This is a genomic window from uncultured Pseudoalteromonas sp., from assembly GCF_963922945.1.
Lineage (GTDB): Bacteria > Pseudomonadota > Gammaproteobacteria > Enterobacterales > Alteromonadaceae > Pseudoalteromonas.
The window spans coordinates 21,406-41,973 of the sequence record NZ_CAWUKC010000026.1; the positions used below are offsets into that span (position 1 = coordinate 21,406).

Here is a 20,568-nt window from a genome sequence, read left to right on the forward strand (position 1 = left end):
TTTAAATCCCCTTACTTATACTGGCCATTTCTTGAGCAACACCGGTTACAATTGTAAGTTCGTGTTTTGCTTTAGAGCCATATTTGATAGTGGTAGAAACTTGCAGCATGTTGCACGATATACCCGCAGTAAAATTAAATCGGCGTGGGCATTCTAAATCAAGCGCCCCCTTATTTAGGTTTACCATTTTGCTTTGCATGTCGCCGTGCGTAGCGATGACCATTCCTTCACTGTCTGCGCCTGCATGGCTTGATACTTCATCTGGTGTTAAAAAAAACTGATTAGCAGCACCTTTACTTGCTTCATCAGAGATCATGCGCTGTACTTCACCAATAAGCTCATTTTCAGCCACTTCACGCTCTTGGGCTGCATTGGTAATTTTTATATCAACGCTACTACTGCTCATTAACGTAACGGCAATCCCCGTTACAGCGATTACCATAATCAGGGCTGTAATAAGCACCACCCCTTGTTGTTTGCTCGCGTGTTTACTTAGATACGCCATAAGTTTGCTCCCACGTTATTTAAACGAATGGTGGTGGTAAATACTGTTCTTCTGTAAGAGTCGTTAAAAGTAAGCTCTCTAGCGTCTTCATCTTCACCTAAGGTATATGTTTGATTTTTTATTTTAAGGCCTGGGTCTGGCTGCAATGCTCTGATTAGTAAAAAAACTTGCACTGTTAAGATGCTTTTGCGGTTCTCCCAATCAGAGTGCTGCATGTCGTCAATACTTCGGTACGAATCAACACGGCTATCACTATCTGTATCTAAACCAAATACAAAGCGCATGTTTTCAACGCCCTCCATAATGGTTTCGGCTTTCATATTGGCGCCATTTAAGCGTTTGCGCATTAATGCTGGTACTTTAAGGCTTTTATTGTTCACTGTATAAGTTTGCTCTGCGAGGTAATAAACATGGTGGCTATAAGGCCACACTGTGGCATTAACATTTAAACTACCTGCACCTACAACGCCTCGAGTAAACTCAGCGTTTTCTTGCTCAGCTATGAAATAGTTTTCACCTGCTTGTGTTTCGTTCGTAGTGCCATTTACAGTGAGCTGCTCACCTTGTAAAAACTTAATTTGTAAAATATCAGTGCCTGCTATTGGCTTACTTATACAGTTAAGCTCGCTTGTTGAACTGGCTTCTTTTGCATAAATTGTTCTGAAATTACTAGCGGATGCTAAATCTGGAAAGCTGCCATTATTAAGTCCTTCAAAGCAATCTGCCCCGGGGTTAGCTAACGTTTGTGTGTTTGCTGCAGTAAATGAATCATCGTAGTATGTGCCCCAAAAGCCCACTTGCTCAATGTCACGCTGCATTATGTTAATGGCTAAGCGGCCAGACTCTTGTATCTCGCCTATGGTCATTGTGTCTTTTGTGGTTACTTTCATACCAATATAGGTAAACATCACCCCACCTAAAATAAGCCCACCAATAAATAACGAAATCATCATTTCTATTAGTGTAAAACCTCTTTCTCTCATGTTAGCTCCTTAGGTATATGTAACTGTTTAATGCAACTAAGCGACGCTTTTTGTCATCAGAACCACATTTAAGTGCCTTAGTCTCATCATTAGCATTAAACTCTTGGCGGCCTTGCCAAGACACTATAACTTCAATATTGAACCCACGCCCCCCCGTACCTGCTGCGACAGTAGGGTTTATACATACAGTGGCATCATCCAAAGAGCCTGTGTTTTCGCGCGCACGAATAGCGCGTTTCCATTGCTGTAAATCAAGGGCGGCTACTTGCGCTGCTGTACATGACCCACTAAAACAAGTCGTAGAGGTAGATGTTGATGTTTTACTTGTAAAAGTTTGCGTATATAAAGTAACAAGCTGCGGGGTATCATTTGCTCTAATGCGCTGAATAATATCATTTCCTAATGCGACTGCGGCAGCGCGCTGCATAGAGTCAAAGCTTGCCTGTTTGGCTTTTGCTTGCAATGCAACAGCACCTAATAAGCCAAAGCTTAAAATAATAAACGCAATAAGTACTTCAATTAAGGTAAAGCCCTTTTGAATTTTTTTGAGGGGTGAATGCATAGTAAAACCAAATAAAATGTATCTGACTATAAGTTTATGCATTAAATATTGTGAAGCAATAACTACTATGACAAGCGGTTAAATTTGTTGATAAACGGTAAACAAGTTTACTGTAGAATATTTTTTACTGCTTTAAGCTCCCGCCGACTCACGTTTAATTGCTCTTTACACCCAGCTACTTCTACACAATGAACACCTGAGCTTGGGGTATGTAAGGCAACAAGCTTTTGTTTGTTTATGAGCGTGTTTCTGTGAATACGTAATAGTTGTGTTGGGTATGTTTGCTCAAGCTGTTTTAAACTTTGCTCAATCAGGGCCTCGCCCCCTTCAAACACCATATTGGTGTATTTTTCTTGGGCATTAAAATAAAACACGCGCTCAAGTTCAATACTTTTTATGGTGCCACCCAGCTGATAACTAATTTTTGTAGGTTGCTGCTTTTGCATATGCACTTTATTTAAACGCCCTACTTGCCCTAACACTTTATTTAATGCCTGTTCAGTAACTGGCTTTACTAAATAGCCAGCAGCACTGAGCTGCAATGCATCAAGTGCATGCTCGGGGTAAGCGGTTACAAAAATTATTGCCGGTGGCACATTCAGCGTATTTAATTGCTGTGCGACCTCTAAACCATTGATGCCAGGCATATCTATATCTAAAAACACCAAATCGGGTTGAACCTGCTTAATAATAGCAAGCCCCTGCGCGCCGTTATCACCTTCGCCTGTAACTAAAATATGCTCATTGTGTTGCAGTAGCCGCTTTATTCTAACGCGAGCTAGCGGTTCATCATCAATAATTACAACATTCATTGGGGGCTCTTAAACTGCTTAGGGATCACCACTTTTACTCTAAATACATCCTCTTTTTGTGTGATCGTTAGTTGTGCTTTTTCTTTGTAATAGATAAATAATCTTTGGCGAATATTTTCGAGAGCCATACCGTTATTTGGTCTTTTTAACGCTTCATTGTGAGTAATTGGGTTAGAAACAATCAAGGTTAAATACCCTGTTGTTACATGTAACTCAACACTAATAACGGCCCCTGTTTCACTGGGCTCTACACCATGGCATACCGCATTTTCTATTAACGGCTGAAGGGTTAAGCACGGAATATCAAGATCGGGTAAATCAGTAGGTACATGCCAGTTAACTTTTAAGCGGTTGCCAAAACGCCATGTTTCAAGCTCAACATATTGTTTTGATAAGGTCAGCTCATCTTTAAGTGAAACGCGCTGCCCCGAGCGCATAGCTGCTTGCGATAACGCTGCAAGCGCAAGAATTGCTTGCTCTGCAGCATCGGCATCGTGGTGTGTTAGCTCGGCAGCAGTATTAAGGCTATTGTATAAAAAGTGGGGGCGAATTCTGGCTTGCAAAGCATCAAGCTCCGCGCGAGAGAGCGCTGTTGTTTGCTGCTCTTTTTCGAAATAAATCAGTAAAAACTGTACAAATAAAGCCGTAATCAAAAAAACAATTAAGCAGTTTCGTAATACAAAATATATATTTGCTTCATTATTTGTAATATCTAAAAAGTAGCGGGCACACAGCACACTAAATAAAGCGGTACTGACTAAAAAGGAAATAAAAAAAGCAAAAAGCTGGGTGGTTTGCGACTTTTTTTGCAAAACACGCCGAAAAGAGTATAAAGCAGAAATACTAACCAAAACGGTCATATGAGAAAATAAACTAATTACGCCAAGGCTTTGCCAGCTGTCCCCTTCAACAAAAGGAGCGAACGCTAAGATGGTAGCAACAACTTGAGTAACAATAAGCGAGGCAAGTACCCCTCGCTCATTAAAAAGAGCCGAAAAAAGCAATGCTTCACCTTGCGGCAACTTGCTCATAACGGCTCTCCTTGTAACCTAAATAATTAATTTATATAGATTAACGCAGCTCAACAGGAACGGCAAATACGATATTCTCTTCTTCACCTGGGTTTTCTACCACCTGCTTGCCACCTAGCTCTTTTAAACGTGCAATAACTTGTTGTACAAGCACTTCTGGCGCAGAAGCACCAGCCGTAACACCAACAGACTTAGACTCACAAACCCATTGCTCTTGCACGTCAGTCGCATCATCAATTAAATAAGCCGTAGTGCCCATTTTATCTGCAAGTTCACGTAAACGGTTAGAGTTAGAGCTGTTTTTTGCCCCCACAACTAATAGCACATCTACTTTATCTGCTAAGTCGCGCACAGCATCCTGACGGTTTTGTGTGGCATAACAAATATCATCTTTACGCGGGCCATCAATAGCTGGGAACTTCTCGCGCAATGCATCAATGACATCTGCAGTGTCATCTACCGAAAGCGTGGTTTGGCTACAATAAAATAGGTTATCAGCATTTTTAACGTTAAGTTTGGCAACATCTTCTGCGGTTTCTACAAGGTAAATACCGCCGTCGTTATTATCGTACTGGCCCATAGTCCCCTCTACTTCTGGGTGACCATGATGACCAATTAAAATACACTCAATACCTTTACGGCTTGCGCGCGTTACTTCCATGTGTACTTTAGTAACAAGTGGGCATGTTGCGTCAAACACTTTTAAGTCACGACGCTTCGCTTCAGAGCGAACTGCTTGCGATACACCATGCGCACTAAAAATAACGATGCTATCGTCAGGCACCTGGTCTAGCTCTTCAACAAATACGGCACCTCGGTTTTTTAAACCATCTACCACATAGCGGTTATGTACAACCTCGTGACGTACGTAAATTGGCTTTTCAAAAATATCTAACGCACGCTCTACAATGCTAATTGCACGATCTACCCCTGCACAAAAACCACGTGGATTCGCTAATAAAATATCCATTAGCCCTGCACCTCAATAATATCAACTTCAAATGTTAAGCGCTGTCCTGCTAGCGGATGGTTAAAATCGATTGTTACCGACTCACCTTGTACTTCGCGTACAAGTCCTGGTAGCTCAGTGCCATCAGGCTGAGTAAAGGCAATAATAGCCCCAACTTTAGCCGGTGTTTCTGCACCAAACTTGCTACGCTCAACATAATAGATGTTATCTGGATTAGGTTGCCCAAACGCATCTTCTGGCTCAAGCTCAAACGTTTTGCTTTCGCCTGCACTTAAACCTAGTAAGCACTTCTCAAAGTTAGCCGTTAGGCTGCCATCACCCATTGTTAACTTTGCAGGTTTGTTATGAACCTTTGTAGAGTCTGCGGCAGAGCCATCTTCTAGTTTAATAGAAAAGTGAAAAATAACTTGTGAATTTTCACCAATTACAGCTTGGCTCATGCTTTATGCTCCTTCGGACTTTCGCCTGTAAAGGCATCAAATAATAATAGTGCTGCCCCAATACAAATTGCACAGTCGGCAATATTAAATACTGGAAAATGCGAGTTTTTATAAAACACGTGCAAAAAGTCAATAACATAACCATAAGTAACACGGTCGTATAAATTACCAATGGCCCCAGCAAGCACGAGTGAATAAGCACTACACAGTATTTTATTTGTTGCTGGTAAACGCTTTAACCACCACACTAGTAGCGCACTAATAGCAATGGCAATAAAACTTAAAAACCACCGCTGCCAGCCGCCTGCCTCACTTAAAAAGCTGTAGGCAGCTCCATAGTTATGTACGTAAGTAATACTAAAAACAGGCAATAAATTAATCGACTCTTGATAAGCCATGGTATTTACAACAAGTGTTTTAGTGGCTAAGTCTATTACAAGTAGTAATAGACTTAGCCAAAGCCACACTAAACCACTTTTTTGGGCTAGTTTGCTCACTGAGTAAAACTCCTAAGCGAATTGACGCTTTTCACCTTCGCCGTCAACATTACTTACACAACGACCACAAATTTCAGGGTGTGCAGGCTCTGAACCTACATCGTCGCTGTAATGCCAACAACGCTCACATTTAGGTGCATCGGTAGCTGTTACGCTAATGTATAAACCTTCAATTTCGGTTGCTTGTGTATCACTTGGCTGACTATCTACTGCAGATACTGTCACTGCTGAAGTTAGTAATACAAAACGTAACTCATCACCTAATGCTGCTAGCTTATCGGCCAGTGCTTTTTCAGCATATAAGTTAACGCTTGCTTGCAATGTTGCGCCAATCACTTCTTCTTTACGGGCTGCTTCTAGTACGCGGTTTACTTCGTCACGTACATTTAGAATCGCTTGCCAGTCATCGTTGCTAAATTGGCTGTTTGTTGGTGCGTGTAAACCGTCGTACCATACCGATGTAAATACGTAATCGCTACGCTCACCCGGTAATGCTTCCCAAATTTCTTGTGCTGTAAAGCTCATAATTGGTGCCATCCAACGCGTCATAGCTTCAGCAATATGATAAAGCGCAGTTTGACAAGAGCGACGCGCATGGCTTTCGCTTTTCGCTGTGTACTGGCGGTCTTTAATTACATCTAAGTAGAACGAACCCAGCTCACCGGTACAGAAGTTCATTAGCTTTTGCGTTACTAATAGCATTTGGTAGCTGTCGTAAGCTGCTAAAATTTCTTCTTGTAATTGGGCTGCACGGCCAACGATCCACTTATCCAGCTCAACCATATCGTCAACAGCAACTTGGTCTGTTTTAGGGTCAAAACCACTTAGGTTAGCTAATAAGTAGCGGCTGGTATTACGAATACGGCGGTAGCGGTCTGCAGAGCGTTTGAATATTTCATCCGATACCGTCATTTCGGCGGTGTAATCGGTAGAGGCTACCCATAAACGTAAAATGTCAGCGCCAAGTTTATTCATCACGTTTTGTGGTGAAATCACGTTGCCTAACGACTTCGACATCTTGCGGCCGTTTTCATCTACGGTAAAGCCATGAGTTAGTACTTGCTTGTAAGGTGCGTGACCATTAATGGCAACTGAAGTCATCATTGATGACATAAACCAACCACGGTGCTGATCAGAACCTTCTAGGTATAAATCGGCTGGGCCAACTAATTCTTCACGTGCATCTACAACACAAGCATGAGTTACGCCCGAGTCAAACCATACATCTAACGTATCTTGTACTTTCATGTATTGCTTGGCGTCTTCCTCGCCTAACAAGGTAGCTGGTTCTAGGTCATACCATGCTTGAATGCCTGATTGTTCAACAAGCTCTGCAGCTTGCTCAATAAGCGCTTGCGTATTTGGGTGTAGAGCACCTGTGTCTTTATCAACAAATAAAGCAATTGGCACACCCCAAGTACGTTGGCGTGAAATACACCAATCTGGACGACCTTCAACCATGTTTGCAATGCGGCTTTCGCCCCACTCTGGCAACCATTGGGTATTTTTAATTTCGCTTAACGAGTCTTGACGTAAGTTAGCCTGATCCATGCTTACAAACCACTGCGGCGTAGCACGGAAAATAATTGGCGTTTTGTGGCGCCAACAATGCGGGTAGCTATGCGAAAGCGCATGGTGATGCATTAGCGCACCGCGCTCTGTTAGTACATCAATTACACTGGCATTTGCTTTAAATACGTGCTGACCTGCAAATAATTCAGTGTCTGGTAAATAAACACCATTAGCACCAACAGGGTTTGCTACTTCAAGGTTGTAATTTAAGCCTGCCGCGAAATCTTCTTGACCATGGCCTGGCGCAGTATGAACAACACCCGTACCTGAGTCAGTAGTAATGTGGTCTGCTACAATAACAGGTACGTCAAAATCGTAAAATGGGTGAGCAACGAGTAAATTCTCTAGTGCTGCGCCTTTAACATAACCTAGTACGTGGTAATGATTAAAGCCATAACGGTCCATTGCATCTTTAACAAGCTCTGAGCCTAAAATTAAACGTTGCTGTGAGCCTTCATCATCGACTTGTACTAAAGCGTACTCTAAATCTGCATGCACCGCTACCGCACGGTTAGCAGGTAAAGTCCACGGTGTAGTAGTCCAGATAACAGTGCCAACACTGCCTTGGCCTTCATGGCCTTCTGCTAAATCAAAAGCCTTAACAACCGCGTCTTGATCTGCAAAAGTAAAGCGCACATCGATTGCTGGAGATTGCTTATCTTGGTACTCAACTTCTGCCTCTGCTAATGCAGAGCCACAATCTGTACACCAATGCACAGGTTTAGCACCTTTATGAAGGTGGCCATTTTTAATAATACGACCAAGCACGCGAATAGCGTTTGCTTCAAAATCATAGTTCATTGTTAGGTAAGGTTTGTCCCAATCGCCAAACACACCTAAACGTTTAAAGTCTACCTTTTGACCTTCAACTTGCTTTTTAGCGTAAGCACGGCATTTTTCACGAAACTCGCTCGCGGTTACTTTAACGCCTGGTTTACCTACTTTTTTCTCAACCATTAACTCAATTGGCAAACCATGGCAGTCCCAACCAGGCACATACGGCGCATCAAAGTCAGATAGCGTTTTAGACTTAATAATAATGTCTTTTAAAATTTTATTTACTGAGTGGCCTAAATGGATATCGCCGTTTGCATACGGAGGACCGTCATGCAAAATAAAGGTTTTTTTACCTTTTTTAGCGCTGCGAATTTGACCGTATAGGTCGTCTTCATACCATGCTTTAAGCATTTTGGGTTCACGTTGTGCCAAATTGCCACGCATTGGAAACTGTGTTTCCGGTAAATTCAAAGTATGTTTGTAGTCGCTCATTAATCCTACTTTCCGTATCTATCGGCTACCTAATTTAAACCAAAACACTGTTTTGCGGCGGCAACATCAGTTGCTATTTGTGCCGTTAACTGTGTTAATGTCTCGAATTTTTTCTCATCGCGAAGTTTTTTAATTAACTCCACGTGCATAAATTGTCCGTATATATCTTGTGCAAAGTCAAAAAGGTGAACCTCTAACAAAGCACGTGTTCCATTAAAAGTGGGCTTATTGCCAATATTGGCTACCCCAAAAACGTGTTCTCCGGCAATATTTGCTTTTACTGCAAATACACCATTAACAGGGCAAACTTGGCGTTTAAGCGCTATATTTGCCGTTCTAAAACCAAGCTCACGCCCTTTTTTCCAACCGTGAATAACACGACCAGAAATAACATAATTGTGTCCCAGCATTAACTTAGCGTTTTCTAAATCGCCTGCTGCTAACGCTTCACGTATTAGTGTGCTGCTTACTCTAGCATTTAATTGGCGAAAACTCGCGGTGCTTTTTACATCCATACCCGCTTGCTTACCCATGCTAAGCAGTAAACTAAAATCCCCTTGACGCTGTTTACCAAACTTAAAATCATCGCCAACAGTGAGTGCTTTAACGCCTAACTTTTTAATTAAAATATCGCTGACAAATTGCTCAGCGTGCATGTTGGCAAATTGTTGATTAAAGCTAATGCATATAACACGCTCAATACCTAAATTGCTCAATAGCCTAAGCTTATCGCGTAACCGAGTAAGCCTTGCTGGTGCGTTATTTTTGGCAAAAAACTCTTGTGGCTGAGGCTCAAATAACATCACTGTACTGGGTAAGTTGTGCGCTTTAGCATCAGCTAGCAACCCTTTTAACACTTCACTGTGGCCTAAATGCACGCCGTCAAAATTACCAATAGTCAATACACAACCATAATGTTGCGCTCGAATATTGTGTATACCTCTAATTAACTCCATGCCACCTAATGCCTTTTTCAGCGAGTATTATTACGACTTTAAATCGTTCAGAACCACAGGGCTGCCGATTATAATCTTTTTTTTAGTTTGATTCAGTAGTTGCTACACTTTTTATCGTATTTAGTCTTACACCTAGCAAAAACAACACAGCAAAGTAACTTAGTGCTGCAATCACTAACAAGGCAATAAGTAACATAACCTGCTCAGAAAAATGCCATGTAGCCCAATAATAACGACTACTGACGTACCAAGTTAGTGCGCCCATTATCAAGCTTGCCACTATACACTTTAAAGTGAAGCGAAGGCTCATTGCAGAAAACTGATACACATTTTCTTTTTTAAGTTGCCTATAAAGTAAAAACGCGTTGCAACTAGCCGACATAGACGTTGCTAAAGCCAGTCCTAAATAACCAATAAAAGGGGCTAACATGATATTAAATACCATATTAAGTACCAGCGTTATAATACCAATGCGCACAGGTGTTTTGGTATCTTGGCGCGAGTAAAAACCCGGCGCTAATACTTTAATAAGCATAAAGCTAACAAGCCCTACAGAGTAAGCAACCACGCCCAAACTAACCGCTTTGACATGATCAGTATCGGCGTCTTTAAATGCACCGTGATCAAATAACACGGTGATGATCAGCGGGCTTATAATCATCAAACCAACCATGGCGGGAATGCCTAAAAAAATAACAAACCGCACCCCCCAATCTAACGTATGTTGAAAATCACTGAGTTTTTTAGTGCTATGTAGTTTAGAAAGCGCGGGTAAAATAACAGTCGCAATTCCAATACCAAACAAACCTAGTGGAAACTCAATTAATCTATCTGAGTAATAAAGCCATGCGATAGAGCCCGTCATTAATAACGATGCAATCATGGTGTCGAGCAAAAGATTAATTTGGCTTATTGAAACACCAAATAATGCCGGTAGCATCAGCTTACGCACCTTTTTGACATTTTCGTCTTGCCAAGCCCAGCGAGGAGGAGCCAACATTCTTGCACGGTACAAAAATGGTAATTGAAACAACAGCTGCACTATACCGCCTACAAACACACCAATGGCTAGCGCATAGGCTCCGACACTAAATTTGTCGTGCAATAAAATAGCACAGCTAATAATAGATATGTTAAGTAAAACAGGTGTAAAGGCAGCCACAGCAAAACGGTTATACACATTCATCACCGCACCGCTAAGTGCAACTAAACTAACAAACAACAAATACGGAAAAGTCAATTTTAACAATGAGCTTGCCAGCACAAACTTACCTGCATTAGGGCCGCCTTGCCACCAATCTATAAACCAGCCCGTACCAAATAAAGCAGCAATGACAGGCGATGCAAGCACCCCAAAAATAGTCACACAAAGTAAAATTGTGCCTAGCGTGCCGGCCGCTTGAGCAACAAAAAGTCTCACTTTATCATCGCCATGATGTTCTTTGATTTCGCTAAGTACCGGCACAAATGCCTGAGCAAAGGCACCTTCAGCAAATAAGCGGCGTAAAAAATTGGGAATACGGTTAGCAAATAAAAAAACATCCGCAGCAGCACTTGCACCTAATAGGTTTGCAACGACAGCATCTCGCACTAACCCTAAAATGCGCGATATCATTGTCATACAGCTTACAATCATACCGGAACGAAATAATCCTTTTGACACCTTAAACCTACTTAAAAACCTTTAGTTAGCGTAATTATGCCACAGACTTTTTTATAAATCGCTTTAAAGCACTAGGCTGGGCGTCTGTGCTTTGTTACAATGGCGCTATTAACTGCTAAAGCGGCAAATTGATGTTCGTTATAAGGAGCAGTTTTTCTTGAGTTGTTAAATTAACATTGACATTCATGATAAAAACAGGCATATTCCACGGCCTTTAATTTAAGCTTTATTTAAGATTGTTAGGAGCAAACCTTGGCTAACATCAAGTCTGCAAAAAAACGCGCTATCACTAGCGAAAAAAACCGTCAGCACAACGCAAGCCGTCGTTCAATGATGCGTACTTACTTCAAAAAAGTAACCGCTGCTATTGAAGCTGGTGATAAAGAAGCTGCACAGCAAGCTTTCTCTGTTGCTACACCTATCCTAGACCGTTACGCAACTAAGGGTCTAATTCATAAAAACAAAGCAGCTCGTCACAAGAGCCGTTTAGCAGCTAAAATTAAAGCGCTATAATTTGTTTTATGATTAAAAAACCGGCTTACGCCGGTTTTTTTATAACTACAGTTTGGTATTTAATAATCCATTACACATTTTCTAAGTCAGGATAAAACTTTTTCAATACTGCTGCTATTTTTTTAGGAGTAAACGGCTTAACCACAAACCCTTTTGCGCCTTTATCTATGGCCTCTTTTACATTCTCTACCGCCGAATGAGCAGACACCATCACCACGTTAGCCTCTGGATTAATATCATTAATCTTTGCAATTAACTCTTTGCCATCACCATCAGGCAGTTCAATATCTAAAAAAATCAGATTGTAGTTGGCAGCTTGGCATTCGCTAATACATTGTTTAGCCGTTGACGCCTCCTTAACGTCCTCTATTCCTAAGTGCATGAGCGTTTGGCTCAAAAAACTACGCACTGTGCTAACATCATCTACTATTAAAATTGATAGCTGCGTATCCATGTATCGTCCTCGTAGGCTAAATGCATTGTATAAGTTATTATATAACTAAGTATTTAATCATTTTATTATAGTGACCTACGCTAAAAAGGCCAGATTTGCTTTATGTCAAACAACACAAAAAAACAGTCATTGCTTGGTAAAACACCGCAAAAAAGAAAAACCCCAGTAAAAAAGCCGCGCAATAGGTCTCAGGCAACGCCTCCCTCTTCAGCTAATACTGCCCCCATTGTTAAAGCGAATGCTAGCAAGTCAAAAAAAGGATTACTTATTTGCTTGGCGGTTATCTTTTTAGTCATCATTATTTTTCCAAAACCAACATTACTTACCTATAAAAAATTAGGGCTAGTAAGTGAAAGTATTTATTGGCCTGGTATTTTTGGTTATGGCCGCACATTACTCGATTCAAACCTGCATCCGCAGCTAGATGAAAAGCGTAATGCGCTTTATTTATGCATGGATAAGAAGGCGCCGCAAAGCTGTCAAAAATATCAGCTAATAAAAAATAATGGCTTTTTTGCAGCAGTGGCTAATTACATTTAGCATAAAAAAAACTAATCTGAAAATTTAAAATTACTTGGTTGAAAGGTGTGCAAAAGATCAACATAATGGCGCTCCTTTTTTCAACAACTGAACTACTGAAACGACCATGTTAAACGAGCTAGATTGGCTTTTAAATACTATACTACTTGCACTAGGTTTAGGTGCATTCTTTATTAACCACATAACTATACTGCGTGTTGCAGCAATTAGTGCGTGTGGGCTGTTATTTTTGTCTTTTAGTTTAGATTTAATGTCGTCTAGTGTTATATCAAATATGAGTTTAGTGCTGATCAACACCTTTTATTTGTTCAAAGTGTATACATTTGGGCAATTTAATGTAACGCAAAGATAATATTTCTCCTTAGAATATTTTATAGCCTGGCTTTGCCGGGCTTTTTTATTTGAAAAATTAAAAGGCTTGGGCATCAGATTGAACTAAGATAAAATTTATCGCGTACTAATCCCCATTTAGGTCTTACTATGTCTTTATCTGATTTCGATTTATTTTTATCTTCTATGGAAGATGTAAAACCTATTAACCACGATACTATCCCCCCTGCGCCAAACAATCCCAATGCAAGCCTTGCTCAGCAAGAAAAGCGAAAAGCAGCCGAGGAAAGTCTCGCAAATGATGAAAATTACTTACAATCTGAGCACGTAGAGCTTATAGATCCACATGCATTATTAAGTTTTAAGAAAGACGGGGTACAAAGCGCTGTATTTAAAAACCTTCGTTTAGCAAAATACCAAGTGGATGCCACATTAGACTTACACGGGCAATTACTCAAACATGCACGCACAACACTATTTAATTTTATAAATGATTGCCACCAGCGAAATATCCGTGTTGTGCTAATACGCCACGGCATTGGCATAAAAAATAAAGCTAGGCCGGGTATTCTAAAAAGCTATGTAAACAAGTGGCTACAAGCACTCCCTGCAGTATTAGCGTATCATAGCGCACTAAAGCACCATGGAGGGAGTGGCGCAACGTATGTATTGCTTAAAAAAAGTGATGAGAAAAAACATGAAAATCGCGAGATCCATGCTAAACGGTATTAACTAGTCTACTTTATAAGGCGACAGTAACCTGCCTAAATAACCCATTAGACAGCGTTACAAAGGCCTAAGCAAGTGCCCTTATACTGCACTTACAAATGTAGCTACTCACTTTGCGATGTTTGTGAGCTTTCACTTTGCGGCACTTGATCTGCGCTCGCCTGGTTAAACCAAGCCGACACCCCTAGCACTATGATAGACACAACGACTAAACTAAGCTTTACTCCACCTTGATTTGATTTCATAAGTTACTCTTATTATTTTTATTTTAGTGACTAAACTTTACATTAATTAAAACTACAAATGTTAACAAGCTGTTTGTTAAACTGTTTTGCTATCTACTAATAACCTTTTGTTCTATTGACTCGATTATTTAACGCAAGACCGCTTTTTAAGCGATTTATATTATCTGCAATTTGCGTTGTAACACTATTTAAGTCTGATATTGCTGCGCAATGTGGGGTAATAGTCACTTTTGGGTGCTGCCAAAATGGGTGAGAGTCTGGTAATGGCTCTTCGGTGAATACATCAAGAGTTGCCGCTCTTAAATTACCTGAATCTAGCGCTGATAATAAATCTGGCTCTATAACATGCTCTCCCCTTGCTACATTTATTACGCAAGCATGCTTAGGGAGCCTTGCCAATAGTTGTGCGTTTATAATCCCCTTTGTTTCTTTAGTAAGTGGCAATAAACACACTAAAAAATCTATTTGAGGCAGCATTTCATCAAGCCCTTGAAACTCAGTGTATAGCTTTACCTGCTCACTTTTTTTAGGCGTTTTAGACCAGGCACTTAGCGTAAAACCATTAATGAGTAACTTTTCCGCGCACGCTTTGCCTAATTCACCAAAACCTAAAATGCCAACATGCTTATACTTATAGGCGCGTTTAGGCTTCCAGTTACTGTGTGATTGTTTAACAAAGTATTCTTGTAAGCGCAGCTTTTGAGCTAACACATGAGTTAACACATATTCTGCCATATCATCAGCTAGTTGCTCATCAACAATACGAACCACATCTACATGCTCGTGCAATAGCGACATATTAATATTGTCTACACCCGCGCCAAATGAAGAAACGGCTTTTAAATTAGGCAATTGTTGCCATAGGTCATTAGGGGCATTCCAAGCTAGTACAAACTCCACTGCACTGGGGTTTTTACACGATGGCCATTGCTCAATAGTGTCATTAGGTAACAACTCAGTTAATCTTGTTATTAATTTTGTATTATCGCGCCCTGAAATGGCAACTAAAACCGACATGTAAACTCCTAATAAACTCTAATGTTTTTACCTTCATCATTGAGTAAATTTACTGCTGATTATTTACTCTTTAAAAAGTCACACAACTGCAAAGTAAATGTCACACCCTTTTTTTACTCTAAACAACATGGCGAATAGGCCAAATTGTAAACGAGGTTAAAATGATAAGCGTTGATAAAGTAATAGCAGCAAACTTACCACAATTAGAGAACTCCCCAAAAGTAAAAGGTTTAGTTAAAAAAGGGCTTGGCTACCTATTACATGAACAAGAATTTGTTGCCTTTGGCGATGCTTACCCTCATTTACAAGGGCTAGAGTTTGTTGAGCAAGTGCTTGATGAACTTGACTTTGATACTCGCTACAAGCCAACACAAATTGAAAATATTCCCAGCGAAGGTAAATTAGTTATTGTAGCTAATCATCCCATTGGCTCGCTCGACGCACTCGCGCTGATAAAAGTACTATCCAGCGTTAGGCAAGATTTAAAAGTGGTTGCCAACCGAATGCTAATGTCGGTTACCCCCATGCATTCATTGCTGTTGCCAGTCGATAATTTATCAGGAACCAGTAAAAAACAAGAATTAAGCAATATTCAAAAACACTTAAAAAATGAAGGTGCTGTGTTAATTTTTCCTGCCGGCGAAGTATCTCGATTAAGCCCTACCGGAATTAAAGATTGCAAGTGGAACAGTGGCTTTTTACGCATGGCTAAAAAAGCAAACAGCCCTATTTTACCTATATATATAAAAGCCAAAAACAGCCCGCTTTTTTATGGTACCTCAATGATTTACAAACCGCTTGCAAGCTTGCTGTTAGTAAAAGAAATGTTCAAGCAGCGACAAAAATCATTAGAGTTTGAAATTGGTGCTTCCATTCCACCTGAGTCATATTTAATCGAAAATTTAAAAGATAAAGAAATCGTTAATCTCATTCGTAAACAACTTTATCGCCTTACCAGCAAAAAACCTCTTCCCCTCAAAACTCAAACACCTATAGCGATACCCGAGTGCCGAAAAGAGCTAAAAAAAGCCATAGAGAGTTGCCAATTATTAGGTAAAACACAAGATGGCATGCACATCCACTTATATCAATACACGGGAAGCTCGCCGGTGTTTAGAGAGCTTGGGCGACTGAGAGAAATAGCCTTTAGAGCGGTAGGTGAAGGCAGCGGAAAACGCCGCGACATCGATAAATATGATATGGATTACCAACACTTAGTACTATGGGACCCCGCACAGTTAGAATTAGTAGGGGCATATCGCCTTGCTTGCGCAAAGGAAATAATAGATAAACATGGCCGAGAAGGCTTATACACCGATAGTTTATTTAGTTATACGCAAGCAATGAAACCCTATTTAGAGCAAGGTATAGAACTTGGCCGCAGCTTTGTGCAACCTAAGTATTGGGGGCGTAAAAGCCTAGACTACTTATGGTACGGTATTGGCGCATTTATTAAAAACTACCCGCAATATCGGTACTTATTCGGCGCAGTGAGTGTCTCTAATGCTTTACCAGAACAAGCTAAAGCCATGCTCGTATATTACTATCAACACTATTACAAATCAGAGCAACACCTTGCCACCCCCAATAACGAATTTAAATTAAGCGAGCAGCAACTCACTCAGTGTAAAGCTGTTTTTAGCGGCAACGATGTAAAAGAAGACTTTGTAGAATTAAAACATGTACTGGCTAATATGGGAGCACACGTACCTACGTTATTTAAGCAATATACTGAGCTGTGCAAGCCTGGCGGCGTCAAGTTTTTAAGCTTTAGCATCGACCCCGACTTTAACAACTGTATTGATGGGTTGGTGCTGGTAGACTTACAAAACGTAAAAGAAAATAAAGCAAAGCGCTATTTAGGTTAGGGCGTGTTGAACTTTACGGATTGAAATTTGTTCAATCTAGGGGCGATTTAATCGCGGCGCGAGGTTTGTAACCTAGTGGGCTAAGTAAAAACCGAGCAACAAAGAGTTTATCGCCCCTAGGCAGAACCCGAAGGGCAGCGCATGTTTGGCATTTATGCTGCGTTATCGCCTATTTATGGGGAATAACCACACTTCATAGGCTCTGCCTTGCCTAAAAACCAAACATACTGCTGCAAACTCAATCATTAAAGATCAACACGCCCTACTCAAATAAAGCAGCGAGGGGAGCCTCGCTGTTTATTTTTATCAGGCGTGACACCTATTTATAGCTAAAAATTCGTGCTAATAAGTCTGTATAAATGGCCTCAATTTTAAGTAAATCATCAATCGGAACATGCTCGTTTACCTGATGAATGGTACTATTTTTAACGCCGCACTCAATAACTTGGGTATGCTGGTTTGCATAAAATCGCCCATCCGAAGTACCGCCACTAGTACTTAACACGGGGTAACTCCCTGTTTGCGCATAAATGGTGTGCTCTAATTGCTGCAATAAACTCCACCCGTTTGTTGGTGCCGTATAATAGGGCTCACACGCTCGTTCCCATTCAACCTCCAAGTGCTGAGCGTATTCACTTAGCGCCGCTGATATACAGTGCTTTATGCTACGGCTTGTATAACCATGGCTATAGCGCACATTAAAGGTAATTTCGCACTCACTAGGGACTAAATTATCAATAACATTATTTATATTAATACCGGTCACTTGTAAGGTGGTTTTAGAGCTAGGTTCATCTTCAGGCCATGTTAAATTACTTAAACAATTTACAATATTACCCGCGATATGCGCCGCATTTATCGTGTTCTGCGGGTAGGCAACATGTCCGGCCTTGCCGTGAACTTTTATACGAGAAGAAATAGCACCTCGGCGACCATTTTTAATTGTATCGCCAACGTTTGTAGAGCTTGTCGGTTCGCCAACAATACAACCATCAAGTTGTATATTGTTTTTTGCTAAACGCGCAGCGATTACCTCTGAGCCATATTCTGCCTCGCCTTCTTCATCTGAGGTAATAAGCCAGTAAAAACGCCCTTTTTTGTTTTCAGTATTGCTTAATAGTGACTTAGTAGCACCAAGCATAGCCGCCACGCCGCCTTTCATATCGGCAGCGCCGCGACCATACACGGCATTATCAATAATATTGCCGGCAAATGGCGGGCTTAGCCAGTTGCCCGACTCTGCAGGTACAACATCAATATGCCCAGAAAACGCAACACATGGTCCTGTTTGATCAAAATTAATATGGGCGATTAAATTAGTAACGCCCTCACACTCAAACTGCTCACAGTCAAACCCAAGTACAGTTAACTCATTACTCAGCCAATCTATTGCACCGCCCTGGCTGGGCGTTACAGACTCAAACCTTATAAGCGTTTGTGTATTTTTTACCACCGCACTTAAAGCCTGACTTACCCTGTTTTGCGATACTTTTGCAAAAGACATAACAACACACTCAATAACCATAAGAAAAATTATTAAAGCGCGACAATATGACTAAATAATGGCAAAGTTAAGACAGTGCGATGATCGTTAAATACACTGCTGTGTCAATTAATTAAAATAGTTTTGGCATGGACTTTAATCTAAATCAATAAAAGCGTTCAAATGCTTCAAACATTTTTGAAACTTTGATCTAGAACAGGTTTTCAACGCTCGGAGGTTGTAATAATAGCGTCAATCAAAAAGTAGTTATTGGAGCACAACATGAAAACCCAAATCAGCATTGCATTACTCACCTCTTTACTTGCTATTACCCCTGCAGCACACGCTAACCTAAGCGTTAATGTTGGCGCTATTAATGTAAATCCAGATAACAGTAGCTCAGCAATTAACGAAGCACCAACACTGGGTCTTAAAGGCGACTCTGACACACAGCTAGGTATTACAGTTGACTATGCATTTAACGATCAGTGGGTGATAGAGCTTATTGCCGCCACGCCGTTTTCGCATGATGTAAATGGCGCAGGTGGGTTAGCTGGCAATAAAATTGCCGATATCAAGCAGCTTCCACCGTCACTGCTTGCACAGTACCATTTTTTAGATACTAGTTATGCATTTCGCCCGTTTATTGGTCTGGGGATAAATTACACCACCTTTTTTGACGAGCAACCATCACAAGCCCTTAAGGCAACCTTAGGCACAGATGATGTGGAAGTAAAACTCGATGATTCATTTGGCTTTATTGCACAAATTGGCGCTAACTATAAAATCGATAAAAACTGGGGCTTACACGCCATGGTATCAATGATTGATATAGACACTGATGCCACAGTGTATGCAAACGGTGCAAAAGCCCTTACATCAACCGTTGAACTTGACCCAGTTGTTGCTATGTTTGGTGTAAGGTACAGCTTTTAATTAAGTTTACAGCGTCTATTTTCTATGTGTTTAAGGCCGAAAGGCCTTATTTTATGAAAATTATTTAGGAAGGTTGTTCACCTTTTTTTGTTCAAGCATTTCTTTCCAGTGCATAATTTCAGCAGGTAAAATAGGCGCTACACCATCAAACTCAGCTACTTCAAGCATTTCTTCAATACTCACAATGCCTTTTTTGTTTTTAAACACACCGCGCACATACGCTATAGCGTGCAGGCCACGGGCTGAATGAAACTTTTGTTCAATGTAAAAATATTTATGATCCCATCCCACCAGCTTGGTACTAATAGTATAACGCTGCATGGGTTTAATATCGCGAATATAAGTAATGGCTGTCGCATTAACAATAGGAAACCAACGGCGCTTCATTACTTGTTTTAATAGGCCAATTCGCTCAATCATCCAAGTCCGCGACAAGTCCATCATAGCCAAATAGCGCGAGTTTGTTAGATGTAGGTTTATATCGCAGTCTGTTGGCAATGCTTTGTAATCAATATCAACCGTATCAAGTAAGTGTTGGTAGTCTCGGTTGCGCTTAATTTTAAAAAATAATAAAAGAAGTCTAATATATAAGTTCACGATAAAGTCTTACCAGTATAAAGTTAACCCAGTGTAACATAGCCGCTTGTTAAGGCGAATGTTCTGTTTTAACCTCACTATAAAATATAAAAAGTATTCTTATGAAATTTAAATTAGCCGCACTACTTTCTGCTTGTTTGCTATCTATTAGTAATAACGCCCTTGCCGACTTTGCTATTAAAGGCCCTGGCACAGTGACGTACCCAACAGGCATAGAAAAAACATTTAATTTTGGGTTTGCATGGCAACAGCAGCTTGGCAAATTTACCATAGGTGATAAAAGCTACAATATGTCGCAATTACCTAACTCTTACTCTGTTGCCATTACACTTTCAAAAGACGATAGCCAAGTGTGGGTACAAGAGTTTAATAATGGCTTTATTGAAGCGTTTGATTGGCAAATAGGTAAGCATACCGTTACTTTAAAAAAGCAGCAATTTAAAGACCCCGTAAAAGGCAATTACGTGATTGAGCTCAATGGTCGCAGCTACTTTTTTACGCGTAATAATGCAAGCATTGTGATCAATTTTGATGAAAATGGCATAGAAACTATCGCCATTGATGGGGTTACAAAAAACATGGGTACTAAAAACTAG

Annotated in this window: 23 protein-coding genes; 7 read left to right on the forward strand and 16 right to left on the reverse strand. The window is 40.6% G+C overall.

What is annotated here, in order from left to right:
* Position 1 precedes the first annotated feature (1 nt).
* From AABI99_RS07805 to murJ, 11 genes are all read right to left on the reverse strand, one after another.
* Complete coding sequence (locus tag AABI99_RS07805; protein ID WP_338365083.1) at positions 2–505, reverse strand: pilus assembly protein PilX; 504 nt, start codon at positions 503–505, stop codon at positions 2–4.
* The gene (locus AABI99_RS07810; RefSeq protein ID WP_338365084.1) at positions 493–1,488 is read right to left on the reverse strand and encodes a PilW family protein; all 996 of its coding nucleotides are present in this window, start codon (positions 1,486–1,488) and stop codon (positions 493–495) included. Before AABI99_RS07810 ends, AABI99_RS07805 begins: the two co-directional genes overlap by 13 nt.
* Position 1,489: 1 nt before the next feature.
* Entirely contained in the window at positions 1,490–2,050 is a 561-nt protein-coding gene (pilV, locus tag AABI99_RS07815; protein ID WP_338365085.1) for a type IV pilus modification protein PilV, read from the reverse strand.
* 107 nt (positions 2,051–2,157) lie between these two features.
* Complete coding sequence (locus AABI99_RS07820) at positions 2,158–2,862, reverse strand: LytTR family DNA-binding domain-containing protein (protein ID WP_338365086.1); 705 nt, start codon at positions 2,860–2,862, stop codon at positions 2,158–2,160.
* Complete coding sequence (locus tag AABI99_RS07825) at positions 2,859–3,893, reverse strand: histidine kinase (protein WP_338365087.1); 1,035 nt, start codon at positions 3,891–3,893, stop codon at positions 2,859–2,861. The genes AABI99_RS07820 and AABI99_RS07825 overlap by 4 nt, the downstream gene beginning before the upstream one ends.
* Positions 3,894–3,933: 40 nt before the next feature.
* Positions 3,934–4,863 (reverse strand): 4-hydroxy-3-methylbut-2-enyl diphosphate reductase, encoded by a 930-nt coding sequence (gene ispH, locus AABI99_RS07830; RefSeq protein ID WP_273609770.1) that lies wholly within the window; start codon positions 4,861–4,863, stop codon positions 3,934–3,936.
* The gene (gene fkpB / locus AABI99_RS07835; RefSeq protein ID WP_338365088.1) at positions 4,863–5,303 is read right to left on the reverse strand and encodes an FKBP-type peptidyl-prolyl cis-trans isomerase; all 441 of its coding nucleotides are present in this window, start codon (positions 5,301–5,303) and stop codon (positions 4,863–4,865) included. The genes ispH and fkpB overlap by 1 nt, the downstream gene beginning before the upstream one ends.
* A complete protein-coding gene (lspA, locus tag AABI99_RS07840; protein ID WP_338365089.1) occupies positions 5,300–5,800 on the reverse strand; it encodes a signal peptidase II in 501 nt (166 codons plus the stop codon). Before lspA ends, fkpB begins: the two co-directional genes overlap by 4 nt.
* A 12-nt stretch (positions 5,801–5,812) precedes the next feature.
* Positions 5,813–8,641 (reverse strand): isoleucine--tRNA ligase, encoded by a 2,829-nt coding sequence (gene ileS, locus AABI99_RS07845; protein WP_338365090.1) that lies wholly within the window; start codon positions 8,639–8,641, stop codon positions 5,813–5,815.
* Between the two features lie 29 nt (positions 8,642–8,670).
* Positions 8,671–9,597 (reverse strand): bifunctional riboflavin kinase/FAD synthetase, encoded by a 927-nt coding sequence (gene ribF / locus AABI99_RS07850; protein ID WP_338365091.1) that lies wholly within the window; start codon positions 9,595–9,597, stop codon positions 8,671–8,673.
* Positions 9,598–9,679: 82 nt separating this feature from the next.
* Positions 9,680–11,260, reverse strand: coding sequence for a murein biosynthesis integral membrane protein MurJ (gene murJ, locus AABI99_RS07855; protein WP_338365092.1), 1,581 nt, complete (start codon positions 11,258–11,260; stop codon positions 9,680–9,682).
* A gap of 252 nt (positions 11,261–11,512) precedes the next feature.
* On the opposite strand from murJ, the gene rpsT reads away from it, so the two are divergent.
* Positions 11,513–11,773 carry a 30S ribosomal protein S20 gene (gene rpsT / locus AABI99_RS07860; protein ID WP_004588355.1) on the forward strand — a complete coding sequence of 87 codons (261 nt, stop codon included), beginning with the start codon at positions 11,513–11,515 and terminating at the stop codon, positions 11,771–11,773.
* 70 nt (positions 11,774–11,843) lie between these two features.
* Here the strand turns inward: rpsT and AABI99_RS07865 are convergent, their stop codons facing one another.
* Complete coding sequence (locus tag AABI99_RS07865; RefSeq protein WP_338365093.1) at positions 11,844–12,227, reverse strand: response regulator; 384 nt, start codon at positions 12,225–12,227, stop codon at positions 11,844–11,846.
* A gap of 102 nt (positions 12,228–12,329) precedes the next feature.
* Between AABI99_RS07865 and AABI99_RS07870 the strand changes: the two genes are divergently transcribed.
* The 3 genes from AABI99_RS07870 (at position 12,330) to smrA (ending at position 13,829) form a co-directional block, all read left to right on the forward strand.
* The gene (locus tag AABI99_RS07870) at positions 12,330–12,767 is read left to right on the forward strand and encodes a hypothetical protein (RefSeq protein WP_338365094.1); all 438 of its coding nucleotides are present in this window, start codon (positions 12,330–12,332) and stop codon (positions 12,765–12,767) included.
* Between the two features lie 106 nt (positions 12,768–12,873).
* Positions 12,874–13,119: a hypothetical protein gene (locus tag AABI99_RS07875; protein ID WP_338365095.1), complete on the forward strand. Its 246-nt coding sequence runs from the start codon at positions 12,874–12,876 to the stop codon at positions 13,117–13,119.
* 128 nt (positions 13,120–13,247) lie between these two features.
* Positions 13,248–13,829 (forward strand): DNA endonuclease SmrA, encoded by a 582-nt coding sequence (smrA, locus tag AABI99_RS07880; RefSeq protein WP_338365096.1) that lies wholly within the window; start codon positions 13,248–13,250, stop codon positions 13,827–13,829.
* A 101-nt stretch (positions 13,830–13,930) separates the two neighbouring features.
* On the opposite strand, the gene AABI99_RS07885 is transcribed toward smrA, so the two are convergent.
* Positions 13,931–14,071, reverse strand: coding sequence for a hypothetical protein (locus tag AABI99_RS07885; protein ID WP_338365097.1), 141 nt, complete (start codon positions 14,069–14,071; stop codon positions 13,931–13,933).
* Between the two features lie 96 nt (positions 14,072–14,167).
* Positions 14,168–15,088 (reverse strand): glyoxylate/hydroxypyruvate reductase A, encoded by a 921-nt coding sequence (locus AABI99_RS07890; protein WP_338365098.1) that lies wholly within the window; start codon positions 15,086–15,088, stop codon positions 14,168–14,170.
* Between the two features lie 161 nt (positions 15,089–15,249).
* Here AABI99_RS07890 and AABI99_RS07895 point away from each other — a divergent pair, with 161 nt between their 5' ends.
* Complete coding sequence (locus tag AABI99_RS07895) at positions 15,250–16,956, forward strand: lysophospholipid acyltransferase family protein (RefSeq protein WP_338365099.1); 1,707 nt, start codon at positions 15,250–15,252, stop codon at positions 16,954–16,956.
* Positions 16,957–17,275: 319 nt separating this feature from the next.
* Here the strand turns inward: AABI99_RS07895 and dapE are convergent, their stop codons facing one another.
* A complete protein-coding gene (dapE, locus tag AABI99_RS07900; protein WP_338365100.1) occupies positions 17,276–18,460 on the reverse strand; it encodes a succinyl-diaminopimelate desuccinylase in 1,185 nt (394 codons plus the stop codon).
* Positions 18,461–18,721: 261 nt separating this feature from the next.
* On the opposite strand from dapE, the gene AABI99_RS07905 reads away from it, so the two are divergent.
* Positions 18,722–19,375: an OmpW family outer membrane protein gene (locus AABI99_RS07905; protein WP_338365101.1), complete on the forward strand. Its 654-nt coding sequence runs from the start codon at positions 18,722–18,724 to the stop codon at positions 19,373–19,375.
* A gap of 60 nt (positions 19,376–19,435) precedes the next feature.
* Here AABI99_RS07905 and AABI99_RS07910 read toward each other — a convergent pair whose 3' ends face one another.
* Positions 19,436–19,972: a thioesterase family protein gene (locus tag AABI99_RS07910; RefSeq protein ID WP_338365102.1), complete on the reverse strand. Its 537-nt coding sequence runs from the start codon at positions 19,970–19,972 to the stop codon at positions 19,436–19,438.
* A 101-nt stretch (positions 19,973–20,073) separates the two neighbouring features.
* On the opposite strand from AABI99_RS07910, the gene AABI99_RS07915 reads away from it, so the two are divergent.
* Positions 20,074–20,568: a hypothetical protein gene (locus AABI99_RS07915; protein WP_338365103.1), complete on the forward strand. Its 495-nt coding sequence runs from the start codon at positions 20,074–20,076 to the stop codon at positions 20,566–20,568.

Excerpts from the sequence above, each read along its gene's own strand:
- AABI99_RS07805 (WP_338365083.1), bottom strand. The coding sequence starts at position 505 with ATGGCGTATCTAAGTAAACACGCGAGCAAACAACAAGGGGTGGTGCTT.
- AABI99_RS07810 (WP_338365084.1), bottom strand. The coding sequence starts at position 1,488 with ATGAGAGAAAGAGGTTTTACACTAATAGAAATGATGATTTCGTTATTT.
- pilV (WP_338365085.1), bottom strand. The coding sequence starts at position 2,050 with ATGCATTCACCCCTCAAAAAAATTCAAAAGGGCTTTACCTTAATTGAA.
- AABI99_RS07820 (WP_338365086.1), bottom strand. The coding sequence starts at position 2,862 with ATGAATGTTGTAATTATTGATGATGAACCGCTAGCTCGCGTTAGAATA.
- AABI99_RS07825 (WP_338365087.1), bottom strand. The coding sequence starts at position 3,893 with ATGAGCAAGTTGCCGCAAGGTGAAGCATTGCTTTTTTCGGCTCTTTTT.
- ispH (WP_273609770.1), bottom strand. The coding sequence starts at position 4,863 with ATGGATATTTTATTAGCGAATCCACGTGGTTTTTGTGCAGGGGTAGAT.
- fkpB (WP_338365088.1), bottom strand. The coding sequence starts at position 5,303 with ATGAGCCAAGCTGTAATTGGTGAAAATTCACAAGTTATTTTTCACTTT.
- ileS (WP_338365090.1), bottom strand. The coding sequence starts at position 8,641 with ATGAGCGACTACAAACATACTTTGAATTTACCGGAAACACAGTTTCCA.
- ribF (WP_338365091.1), bottom strand. The coding sequence starts at position 9,597 with ATGGAGTTAATTAGAGGTATACACAATATTCGAGCGCAACATTATGGT.
- AABI99_RS07865 (WP_338365093.1), bottom strand. The coding sequence starts at position 12,227 with ATGGATACGCAGCTATCAATTTTAATAGTAGATGATGTTAGCACAGTG.
- AABI99_RS07870 (WP_338365094.1), top strand. The coding sequence starts at position 12,330 with ATGTCAAACAACACAAAAAAACAGTCATTGCTTGGTAAAACACCGCAA.
- AABI99_RS07875 (WP_338365095.1), top strand. The coding sequence starts at position 12,874 with ATGTTAAACGAGCTAGATTGGCTTTTAAATACTATACTACTTGCACTA.
- smrA (WP_338365096.1), top strand. The coding sequence starts at position 13,248 with ATGTCTTTATCTGATTTCGATTTATTTTTATCTTCTATGGAAGATGTA.
- AABI99_RS07885 (WP_338365097.1), bottom strand. The coding sequence starts at position 14,071 with ATGAAATCAAATCAAGGTGGAGTAAAGCTTAGTTTAGTCGTTGTGTCT.
- AABI99_RS07890 (WP_338365098.1), bottom strand. The coding sequence starts at position 15,088 with ATGTCGGTTTTAGTTGCCATTTCAGGGCGCGATAATACAAAATTAATA.
- AABI99_RS07895 (WP_338365099.1), top strand. The coding sequence starts at position 15,250 with ATGATAAGCGTTGATAAAGTAATAGCAGCAAACTTACCACAATTAGAG.
- dapE (WP_338365100.1), bottom strand. The coding sequence starts at position 18,460 with ATGTCTTTTGCAAAAGTATCGCAAAACAGGGTAAGTCAGGCTTTAAGT.
- AABI99_RS07905 (WP_338365101.1), top strand. The coding sequence starts at position 18,722 with ATGAAAACCCAAATCAGCATTGCATTACTCACCTCTTTACTTGCTATT.
- AABI99_RS07915 (WP_338365103.1), top strand. The coding sequence starts at position 20,074 with ATGAAATTTAAATTAGCCGCACTACTTTCTGCTTGTTTGCTATCTATT.